7 protein-coding genes, 3 tRNA genes and 1 pseudogene are annotated in these 9,869 nt (G+C 40.9%); 3 read left to right on the forward strand and 8 right to left on the reverse strand.

From position 1 onward, the window contains the following. From NBH15_RS28350 to NBH15_RS28365, 4 genes are all read right to left on the reverse strand, one after another. Positions 1-220, reverse strand: a 220-nt coding sequence (locus NBH15_RS28350) for a hypothetical protein (protein ID WP_250824136.1), incomplete at its 3' end; no start/stop codon positions are given. Between the two features lie 194 nt (positions 221-414). Further along, positions 415-488 (reverse strand) — tRNA-Asn (locus tag NBH15_RS28355). Between the two features lie 35 nt (positions 489-523). Beyond that, a tRNA-Asn gene (locus NBH15_RS28360) sits at positions 524-597 on the reverse strand. Positions 598-631: 34 nt separating this feature from the next. Next, positions 632-705, reverse strand: a tRNA-Asn gene (locus tag NBH15_RS28365). A 106-nt stretch (positions 706-811) separates the two neighbouring features. On the opposite strand from NBH15_RS28365, the gene NBH15_RS28370 reads away from it, so the two are divergent. Both NBH15_RS28370 and NBH15_RS28375 read left to right on the forward strand, forming a co-directional pair. Beyond that, the gene (locus NBH15_RS28370) at positions 812-1,789 is read left to right on the forward strand and encodes an adenosine kinase (protein ID WP_128135258.1); all 978 of its coding nucleotides are present in this window, start codon (positions 812-814) and stop codon (positions 1,787-1,789) included. A 47-nt stretch (positions 1,790-1,836) separates the two neighbouring features. Next, positions 1,837-3,597, forward strand: coding sequence for a S41 family peptidase (locus NBH15_RS28375; protein ID WP_128135259.1), 1,761 nt, complete (start codon positions 1,837-1,839; stop codon positions 3,595-3,597). 80 nt (positions 3,598-3,677) lie between these two features. Here NBH15_RS28375 and NBH15_RS28380 read toward each other — a convergent pair whose 3' ends face one another. From NBH15_RS28380 to NBH15_RS28390, 3 genes are all read right to left on the reverse strand, one after another. Further along, the gene (locus NBH15_RS28380) at positions 3,678-4,802 is read right to left on the reverse strand and encodes a metallophosphoesterase (RefSeq protein ID WP_250824137.1); all 1,125 of its coding nucleotides are present in this window, start codon (positions 4,800-4,802) and stop codon (positions 3,678-3,680) included. A 21-nt stretch (positions 4,803-4,823) separates the two neighbouring features. Continuing rightward, positions 4,824-5,915: a metallophosphoesterase gene (locus NBH15_RS28385; protein WP_244051289.1), complete on the reverse strand. Its 1,092-nt coding sequence runs from the start codon at positions 5,913-5,915 to the stop codon at positions 4,824-4,826. Positions 5,916-6,019: 104 nt separating this feature from the next. Next, positions 6,020-6,652, reverse strand: a complete 633-nt coding sequence (locus NBH15_RS28390) for a SagB/ThcOx family dehydrogenase (RefSeq protein WP_244051290.1) — start codon at positions 6,650-6,652, stop codon at positions 6,020-6,022. Positions 6,653-6,852: 200 nt separating this feature from the next. Here NBH15_RS28390 and NBH15_RS28395 point away from each other — a divergent pair, with 200 nt between their 5' ends. Beyond that, the gene (locus NBH15_RS28395) at positions 6,853-9,342 is read left to right on the forward strand and encodes a TonB-dependent receptor (RefSeq protein ID WP_250824138.1); all 2,490 of its coding nucleotides are present in this window, start codon (positions 6,853-6,855) and stop codon (positions 9,340-9,342) included. Between the two features lie 86 nt (positions 9,343-9,428). Here NBH15_RS28395 and NBH15_RS29460 read toward each other — a convergent pair. Beyond that, positions 9,429-9,557, reverse strand: a pseudogene (locus tag NBH15_RS29460) (ATP-binding protein); the annotation flags it as partial. Positions 9,558-9,869: the final 312 nt, after the last annotated feature.

Here is a 9,869-nt window from a genome sequence, read left to right on the forward strand (position 1 = left end):
GTAACTTTAAAGTAATTCTTTCTTTGATATTTCCAATGGCTTTTTTCGTTTTAAGGGTATTTTTTCTTAAATTGATGACATTGAGTTGAAACTGACGGCAAAAGAGAGCCTGCGGCATGGGGCTTTGCCCCATTAAAGAAAATAGTTCAAAACTGATTATACCTGAAACATTCCCTGTTGCGTTAACTTTGAGATGCTTTGATTGATTCTGTATCACCAAGATGATATCGGAATGCCATCCCGGTCATGATAGAACGTCACCGGGATGGTATTTTGCAAAAGCAATAGCTTTCGGGTTTAGAAGCTATTGTTTTTATCTTTAGAATAAGTTGTTTTCGGACTTAGTTATAAACGATTCCGGTAGGAGATACTTATAAAAAAAGAGATACCTCACTGAAGTATCTCTTTTTTCCGCTCTTCCTCTTGGACTTGAACCAAGGACCCTCTGATTAACAGTCAGATGCTCTAACCAACTGAGCTAAGGAAGAAGATATGTCTTTCAGTCTTTCCCGATGTCTTTTCGCTCTTCCTCTTGGACTTGAACCAAGGACCCTCTGATTAACAGTCAGATGCTCTAACCAACTGAGCTAAGGAAGAAAATATGTTTTTCAGTCTTTCCCGATGTCTTTTGCTCTTCCTCTTGGACTTGAACCAAGGACCCTCTGATTAACAGTCAGATGCTCTAACCAACTGAGCTAAGGAAGAATTTTCAATCTTTCAGCGGCTTGTTGTATGCCTTTCTGAAATTGCACTGCAAAAGTAGAGGTTCTTTTTGAAATATGCAATATCTTTGCAGAAAAAATTTGAAAAAATGAATACGATAGGCTTAGGAAACGCTTTGGTAGATGTTTTACTTCGGTTAGATAGTGATGATGTGCTTGCAGAAGTGGGTATAAAGAAGGGGGCAATGGATATGATCGGTCAGGAACAGATGATCACTATCCGTAAAACACAGGAACGGTTGGAGAAAAGCCAGGCTCCGGGTGGCTCTGTTTGTAATACGATGCGTGCAATGGCTTGCCTGGGAGCAAATACCGGTTTTATAGGAAAGATCGGTACGGATACGGTTGGTGAATATTATGAAAAGGCGTTGCAGGATGCGAACGTGTCTCCTTATTTTATAAAGACAGAGGGTATTTCGGGCAGTTGTACCGTATTGATCTCAAAAGACGGCGAACGTACGATGGGTACATTCCTCGGTCCGGCTCCAACGATTACGCCGGATGAAATAAAGGAGGAGATCCTTAGCCGGTATAACTGTATATATATAGAAGGATATTTGCTGGTAAACGAAGAGTTGGTTCGTACTACCATGCAAAAAGCAAAAAAACTGGGATTGAAAGTGGCTCTCGACCTTTCTAATTTTAATATTGTAAATGCATTTAAGGGATTGCTGGATGATATTATTCCTGAATATGTCGATATTCTTTTCTCTAATGAAAGTGAAGCAGAGGCTTTTACCGGTCTGAAAGCAGAGGAAGCGGTAAAGGTGCTTTCCGGAATGGTAGAGGTGTCTTTGGTTACTCTGGGTAAGGAAGGTGCGTTAGTGGGAAGTAAAGGACAGGTCATTGCCGTTCCGGCAGAAGGAGGCAAGCCGGTCGATACAACCGGAGCCGGCGATCATTTTGCTGCCGGGTTCCTGTATGGGCAATCTGTGGGAGCTACATTGGAACAGTCGGCCCGGATCGGTTCGCTTCTGGCCGGATATATTATAGATGTGATCGGGGCTCAGATTCCGGATGACAAATGGGAACAAATAAAGTTAAAAGTAGATGCGATATTATCCTGAAAAGGGTTTTATGTATACATTTACATCGTTAATTAACTAAATATTCTATGTTTAAGAAGGTACGACGAGAAAGATTGATAGGTTTGTTTTGCTTATTGCTCCTGGCTGGGAGTATTTTGCCGGGACAGGCTCAGAAAGATAACCGCTTTGAAGTAAGTAAGAACCTGGACATTTTCAATGCTTTGGTGAAAGAGGTCGAAATGTTCTATGTGGATTCGGTGGATGTTGAAAAAACAGTCCGGAGAGGGATCAATGCCATGTTGAGTGGTCTGGACCCTTATACTGTCTATTATCCGGAACAGGATATGGATGAACTGAAAATAATGACTACCGGCGAATATGGCGGTATCGGTTCTTATATCCGTGAGCGGAAAGAAGGAGGAGTGTATATCATTGAACCTTTTGAAGGTATGCCAGCTGCTTTGGCGGGGTTGAAAGCCGGAGACCGCATCCTGGCTATCGATACAATCGATACGAGCAATAAAACATCCAGTGAAGTCAGTGAACTGCTGAAAGGAGTGCCCAATACAAAAATGGTATTGAAGATACAGCGTCCGAACGAAAAGAAACCCCGCGAAGTGGAACTGGTCCGTAAGCAGATCCTGGTAGACCAGGTTACTTATTATGGTGTTCGTGGCGATGGTGTCGGGTACATCTATCTGAAAGGGTTTACCGATAAGAGCGCACAGGAAGTGAAAAATGCCCTGGAAGATTTAAAGAAGAATCATCAGATAAAATCATTGATCCTGGATTTACGGAATAACGGAGGTGGTCTGTTGGAAAGTGCCACTCAGATCGTTGGTATGTTTGTCCCGAAAGGGAAAGAGGTAGTATCTACCAAAGGCAAAGTCAGTCAGTGGGACCGTACTTACCGTACATCCAATGAACCGATTGATACAGTAATGCCGATGGCAGTCCTGATCAATGGCAATTCGGCCTCTGCAGCCGAAATTGTTTCCGGCGCATTACAGGATATGGACCGTGCCGTATTGGTAGGCCAGCGTTCGTATGGAAAAGGCTTGGTACAGTCTACCCGTGAACTTCCTTATGAAGGGCGTCTGAAAGTAACAATGAGTAAATATTACATCCCCAGCGGCCGTTGCATCCAGCAGATGGATTATTCCCACAGGAAGGCGGACGGCAGTGTGGCTGCTATTCCGGATAGCCTGACATCTGTATTCTATACATCGAAAGGGCGTCCTGTCCGTGACGGTGGCGGTGTACGTCCGGAGTTTGAAATAGAGGAAGAAGAGATGCCGACTATCATGTATTATCTGGTGACCGATTTTGTCCTGGTGGACTTTGTTACGGATTGGGCACAGAAACATAAGACAATTCCTTCTGTGGAAGAGTTTACTGTTTCCGATGAGGATTTTGAAGCATTCAAAAACTATGCGAAAGAAAAGAATTTCACTTATGACCGTCAGAGTGAAAAGATTTTGAAAAACCTGAAAGAAGTAGCCCAGTTAGAAGGCTATACAGATAGGGATTCAACTATTTTCACTGAACTGGAGGCCCGCTTAACTCCAAATCTGGACCGGGATTTCGACCTTTATAAGGATCAGATTAAAAAGTTGCTGGCTTCGGAGATCGTAAAACGCTATTATTTCCAGAAAGGCGAACTGCTTGAAAGCCTGAAAGATGACGAAGTACTGGATAAAGCGATCGAAGTTCTGAGCAACCCTGAATTATATAGCAAGACATTAAGCACCCCGGAAGAAGGAGAAACCAAACCGGCTGACGAAAAAGCCGATTCTTCGACCAAAGGAGGTAATATAGCCTATGCGTTTGATCAGACTGTAGGATAGAATTTATAAGACCGATATATTGAGGGAGTAAACAAAATTGTTTATTCCCTTTTTTATTTTGTGAAAAGGATTTCCGGCTTTTATTTGAATTTAATATGCAGAACAACCAATTCGGATACAGTTCCGACCCGGTAAGGAGGGCCGGCTATACCTATGCCGGAAGATACATAAAACTGGGTTGGACCTTTTTTATGATAACCGTAGGGACATTCATAGATCAGTTTCATTAACAGGGGATAGGGCCATAACTGCCCGTTATGGGTATGTCCGTGAAGTCCCAGATCCACGCCGTTCATGGCCATTTCTGCAAATGACCAAGGTTGATGATCCAGAACAATAATCGGTTTGGTGGTATCGATGTCCGCCATTAACGTATGTAAAGCCTGCCGTTTTTTATTGATATAATCGTCTCTGCCGATCAGGTAAAAGGTTGAATCGGGTTGTACGACCGAGTCAATCAGATGTACGGCTCCGGTTTTTGCCAGCCAGCGATATTTGGCAAAACGGTTGGCACGGTATTCGTGGTTGCCGTTTACGACGTATACACCCAGCGGTGCTTTTAGTTGCTGTAAATCATCTTCTATATGTTCCATCTCGGCAAAACGGGATTCGTAATCCATAATGTCGCCAACCAATACGACCATATCCGGGTGTTGGGCGTTACTTAGTGCGACATAGCGTTGAACCAGCTGTTTACCGATCACTTCACCGATATGCAAATCGCTCATCATAACCACAGTCAGGCTGTCGCGGTCGCTGCTCCCTTTGGGCAGAGTGACATATACGTCTTTGACTATCGGGTAGGCGACGGTCAGGTAGGCTTTCACCATCAGGCAAGATACTCCGGCTATAATTACAAAAAACAGGGTTAACTTAGCCTGTTTCCAATGTTGTGTCAGCCATTGGGGAAACCAATGGAAGAAACGGTCGGATAGTCTGAGCACTTCCAGCGTCAGCAATGAAAGCGTGATATAGACGGAAGCAATATACCAGGTGTTGCAGATATATTGGATCGTGGTCATTATATGATCCGGCAATTCCTTGCGGAAGAAAAATCCGAAGAAGTAAATCGCCAGTTCCAGTATAAAGAATAATGTATAAGGAATACGCCAGCTTTTTTTAGCCGGTATTGCCTGATAGCCCCTCCAAAAGATATAGGGATTCAGTAACAATTGTGCTACTATCGATTGAATAAAGACTTTCATACCAGTTTGCCTTGCGGGGCCTTATTTGAATGCAATATTGAATACCACCATCTCGCTGCTCGTCCCGATCCGGAAAGGAGGTCCCCAGAGTGATAAGCCGGAAGATACGTAGATATGGCTGTTACCCCATTGTCTGTATCCATAACTTTGCTCGAACAAGCGGTCTGTCAGCAGGCTCATCGGCCAGATTTGTCCCCGATGTGTGTGTCCGCTGAATTGAAGGTCTATGCCGGCTTTCTCCGTTTCCTGCAGGTCATACGGCTGATGATCCAAAAGAATAACAGGTTTATCCGGATCAATGTTTTGCGATAAAGCCTGAAGGGATAAGCGTGACGGATTATGACGGTCGTCACGTCCGGCTATCTGAAGCCCATTGGGGAGTGTAACCACTGTGTCGCGTAACAGTTTGATCGGGGTCGATTGGATAAAATCAACGCTTTTCTTTATTCCGCTGATATATTCGTGGTTTCCCGGAACCATATAAATGCCTTGCGGCGCTTTCAGTTGCGAAAGTTCTTCTTGCATATTCTCTGCATAAAGAGGCGTTACGCTGTTGTCTATCAAGTCTCCTCCGATCAGGATCAGGTCCGGTTGTTCGGCATTGATCATGTTTACATATTTCTTTAGTTGTGCCTTGTTTGTGCCGTAACCCAGGTGGATGTCGCTTATGGCAACAACTTTCATCGGTTGTTGATTACTGTTGACTACCTTGTTGATAACTATGTTGAAAACTTGTGTCTTCGGATGTTGATAATGATAATAACCGTAACTTAACAGGCTGAGTGTCAGTAGAAGTGAGATGTAAAACCCATATTTAAAGCTCCCGTTGAAAAGTTTGAATATATCGAACGCAACCAGAAATAATACCATATATAAAGTAAAAACCAGCCAGCCGGTTCCCACCTCGTGTATGGTATGTGCCACCACGTCCGGATATTTTACATTCCTTGCCAGCATACTGACTACGAATGCAAGTGCACAACTCCAGAATAGAACTGTCAGAAGCACCTTTACGCCGAAAGGCTGGGCCACAAGCGTCTGTGCCCCTCTGATGAATATATAAATATTCCCTGCAAAGTAAGCGCAAAAAAGAGCGATGAAAATTGTAGGCATTTTGTCAAATTTTCGGCAAATGTACATAATAATCTTCAATTCATTTGTGAAAAAAGGTTTTGGCGTATAAGTAGAAAAATGTTTCACATCTGACAATGTCTGATTTATTTCGGATAGCCAACCGGATTATTCATCATCAATACCTGGTTGTCTGTCAGTTTGAGGATTTTCTTCAAAGTTGCCTGATCCATACTTGCTCTAGGTACTGTAGACAATCCTATGCCAGCACAACATAAGTTTATATTTTGTGAAACGATACCGGCATCCATTGCCGCCATCAGTTTTGTATGATCTCCGACTTTACCGAAACGGGAGAGGTCGGATACCAGAACGAGACAGACGGGAGCATCTTTAACGAAATCCTGTCCTCCTCCAACGGCAGCACGATGGTCACCTTTAGCTATCGGATTCAGTGCATGGGCTTTTGCATCATATAGATAAGCGCCATCTTTCATAATAACATACACATCGATATCCTGTTTGTTCAAAGCCGACGGAGCCGTGCGTTTTCCGTCTGTACGGTTAATGCCGTTGGCAGCCCATAACAAATCTGAAAGATCCTGTGCGCTTAGTTCTTTCGCAGCATATTCGCGATCGGAATGACGGTCGGAAAATGCTTTCATAACAGCTGTCCCGCGAGCCTTGTCCGGGGCATTGAGTTTAATGACTTTAAGATCCTGTGCATTCATAACGGAAATGAATAATAAAGCGGTTAAAATGATTGAAATCTTTCTCATATCTATATTTATTAATAGTAATTCCTACAAATTTAAAACAAATTCATCTAATCGAACAGCAAAATACATCTTTTACAAATCTTTAATCCTGCTAAATACGAAGATTTCGTAGAATCTTATACATTTGTATCGGGTTTACACTATTTTTTAAGTAATAAATATAATAAATCAATCGATAACCTCTAAATTCTTTAAATTTGATGAAAGAAAAACTGCTCTACTTAGTGTTGGTGTTGATGATGACTGTGCCTTTGTGTGCGCAGAACCAGAATGCCGCTGATTACACGATCAAGGGACAGGTAGTTGATTCCCTGTCTAATGAAACAGTTCCTTATGCCACGTTGAGTATCGCTTTGGCAAATGCGCCCCAGAAAGCAATCAAACTGCTGGCCTGTGATGATGATGGAAAGTTTACCACCACATTAAAACAACCCGGTACATACATCATGTCCATGCAATCTTTGGGGAAGCTTCCTGCCGTAAAACGCTTTACATTGTCTGAAAACAAGAAAAGCCTGGATCTAGGAAAGTTGTATATGAATGACGATTCTCAGCAGATCAAGGAAGTGACGGTTACTGCTCAGAAACCATTGGTGAAGGTAGAAATAGATAAACTTACCTATAGTCTGGAAGATGATCCAGAAGCACAAACTAATAATACATTGGATATGCTCCGGAAAGTTCCTATGATTACTGTTGATGGTGAAGATAAGATACAGCTGAAAGGTTCTACCAACTTTAAAATATATATGAATGGTAAACCTTCGAACCTGTTAAGTGGGGAAAATTCTTCAGATGTATTAAAAGGTATGCCTGCAAGTTCAATTAAGAATATTGAAGTAATTACTGATCCGGGTGCCAAATATGATGCAGAAGGTGTGGGTGGTATCATTAATATTATCACTACAAAGAATGCGCTGCAAGGGTATACTGGAAATGTTCGTGCAAACGCAAGTACTTTAGGGCGCTTTGGTGGTGGCGCGTATATTTCAGCTAAAATAGGAAGTCTAGGGTTGACAGCCAATTATAACTATAATAATCAGAATTCCCCGTGGACTGATTCTTATATGAATCGTGAAAATCTGATTCCGGGTAAAGAGAGTATCATGAATCAAAATGGTCGTAGTAAGCGTAAAGGACCATTTCAATATGGTTATTTAGAAGCAAGTTATGAGATTGATACATTGAATCTTATTAGTGTTGGAGCCAATTTGTATAGAGGAAATAGTAAAAATCTTTCTGAGAATTTTGTGGAAATGATTAATCAAAATCCTGATTTGGCTTATCATTATGATCGTAACAGTTATGCTAAATATGTGTTTGGTTCAACAGATTTAAATGTGGATTATCAGCATTCAACCAGTAAAAAAGATGAATTACTTACTTTCTCATATCGTTTCAGTAATTCTCCAAATGATAACGAAGGTCGTTCAGAATTGACAAATATGGTTAATTATCCGGATTCTCTATTGTATCCGCAATGGAATATCAATGATGCAGCAACGACGGAGCATACCGGGCAGGTAGATTATACAACACCAATCCGGAAGAATCATACCTTGGAAGTAGGAGGTAAATACATATTCCGTCAAAGTGATAGTGAAACGTTGCGGCAGATATTAAATTCTACAACATCTGTTTGGGAAGATAAATCTGAATTAAATAGTGATTTTAAGCATACTCAGCATGTATACTCTGGTTATTTGGGGTATGCGTTGAAATTTTCTAAATTTGGAGTAAAAGCAGGGGTACGTGCAGAAGGAACAAGTTTGAGTGTAAAGTATGCCAAGGCACATGAGCAAGATTTTAGTACGAACTATTTTGATGTTGTACCGAATGTGACTTTCTCTTATCAGATAGGGATGACACAACAGATGCGTATTGGTTATAATATGCGTATTCAGCGTCCTGGTATTTGGTATTTGAATCCATATAGAAATACAACAGACCCGGAAAATATTTCTTATGGTAATCCGAATTTGGATTCAGAGAAGAGTAACAATGTGAATTTCAATTATAGTATGTTTTCGCAGAAGTTAAGTATTAATGTAAGTACTAACTATACATTTGTAAACAACTCTATTGAACGTTACACTTTCGTTAATTCGGATGGAATAGCTGAGTCGACTTATGGAAATATAGGAAAGCAACAAAGAGCGGGTCTTTATCTTTATGGTAGTTGGAATCCCATACCGTTATTCCGTATTAATTTGAATGCAGGTGGTAATTATGTGGATTTACAAACGAATTCTACTCAGGAATTGAATATGTCAAATAGTGGTTTCACTGGATATATATACGCTGGTCCCCAGCTTAATCTACCAAAAGATTTTGTTATAAATGTCTATGGCTCTTATTCATCTCCTTGGATTACTTTACAGGGAAAAGGGTCTTCCTATTATAATGTAGGGTTCTCTGTAAATAAGAGTTTCATGAAGAAAAAATTAACAGTTTCCTTAAGTGCCAATAATCCATTCTGGAAGACTCTCAAGTTTGAAAATGAAACATCAGATCCTACTTTCCGAATGTATTCTGTGAACCATTGGAGTTCTCGTGATTTTCGTATTAGTGTATCCTATCGATTTGGAACATTGAAAGATGCGATTAAGAAAGTAAGACGTGGCATCAGTAATGATGATCAAAAAAGTGGTGGTGAAAGTAGTGGCGGTGGCGGCGGACAGTCAATGTAATAATTTTTAGGCATGGATTTCACGATTTCACGGATTGAATAAATAAGAAACGTGTTAATCTATGAAATCCATGCCTAATATTTCTATTAATAGTTCATTCCAAAATTCCAGAGTGGAATCACATTCCCATAACCGGTTTCAATATCACCCTTGACTACATACCCTTCTTGTGCATCGGCTATTTGTCGTTGTCCTTTGTTTTTACCTCCTAGTTTGCTGAATCATAGTTTATCCGTCGCATATCATTTATGAACAGATATACGATAATTGCACAACAAAAGTGCAGAAAATAATAGTTTTGTGCACTTTCGTTGTGCAATATATTGGGGGATCGTAATATAGGGGATACATCCTCTTTTTTGTTTTCCTACTATCTATTTTCATTTACTAGCCTTACTAATTCAAATTACTACGTGTCCTGTCCTGAAATAAGTTGACCTTCTTGAAAATAAAAAAGTTTCAAAAAGGACCAAAAAGGTCCGTGCTGTTATAAGTTTACAAATTTAGCACTAAAAGAGTTTCCGTAA

It is taken from the genome of Parabacteroides caeci, from assembly GCF_023656795.1.
Taxonomy (GTDB): Bacteria; Bacteroidota; Bacteroidia; order Bacteroidales; family Tannerellaceae; genus Parabacteroides; species Parabacteroides segnis.

Bases quoted from the DNA above. Each gene is read 5' to 3' on its own strand.
- NBH15_RS28370 (WP_128135258.1), top strand. From the start codon at position 812: ATGAATACGATAGGCTTAGGAAACGCTTTGGTAGATGTTTTACTTCGG.
- NBH15_RS28375 (WP_128135259.1), top strand. From the start codon at position 1,837: ATGTTTAAGAAGGTACGACGAGAAAGATTGATAGGTTTGTTTTGCTTA.
- NBH15_RS28380 (WP_250824137.1), bottom strand. From the start codon at position 4,802: ATGAAAGTCTTTATTCAATCGATAGTAGCACAATTGTTACTGAATCCC.
- NBH15_RS28385 (WP_244051289.1), bottom strand. From the start codon at position 5,915: ATGCCTACAATTTTCATCGCTCTTTTTTGCGCTTACTTTGCAGGGAAT.
- NBH15_RS28390 (WP_244051290.1), bottom strand. From the start codon at position 6,652: ATGAGAAAGATTTCAATCATTTTAACCGCTTTATTATTCATTTCCGTT.
- NBH15_RS28395 (WP_250824138.1), top strand. From the start codon at position 6,853: ATGAAAGAAAAACTGCTCTACTTAGTGTTGGTGTTGATGATGACTGTG.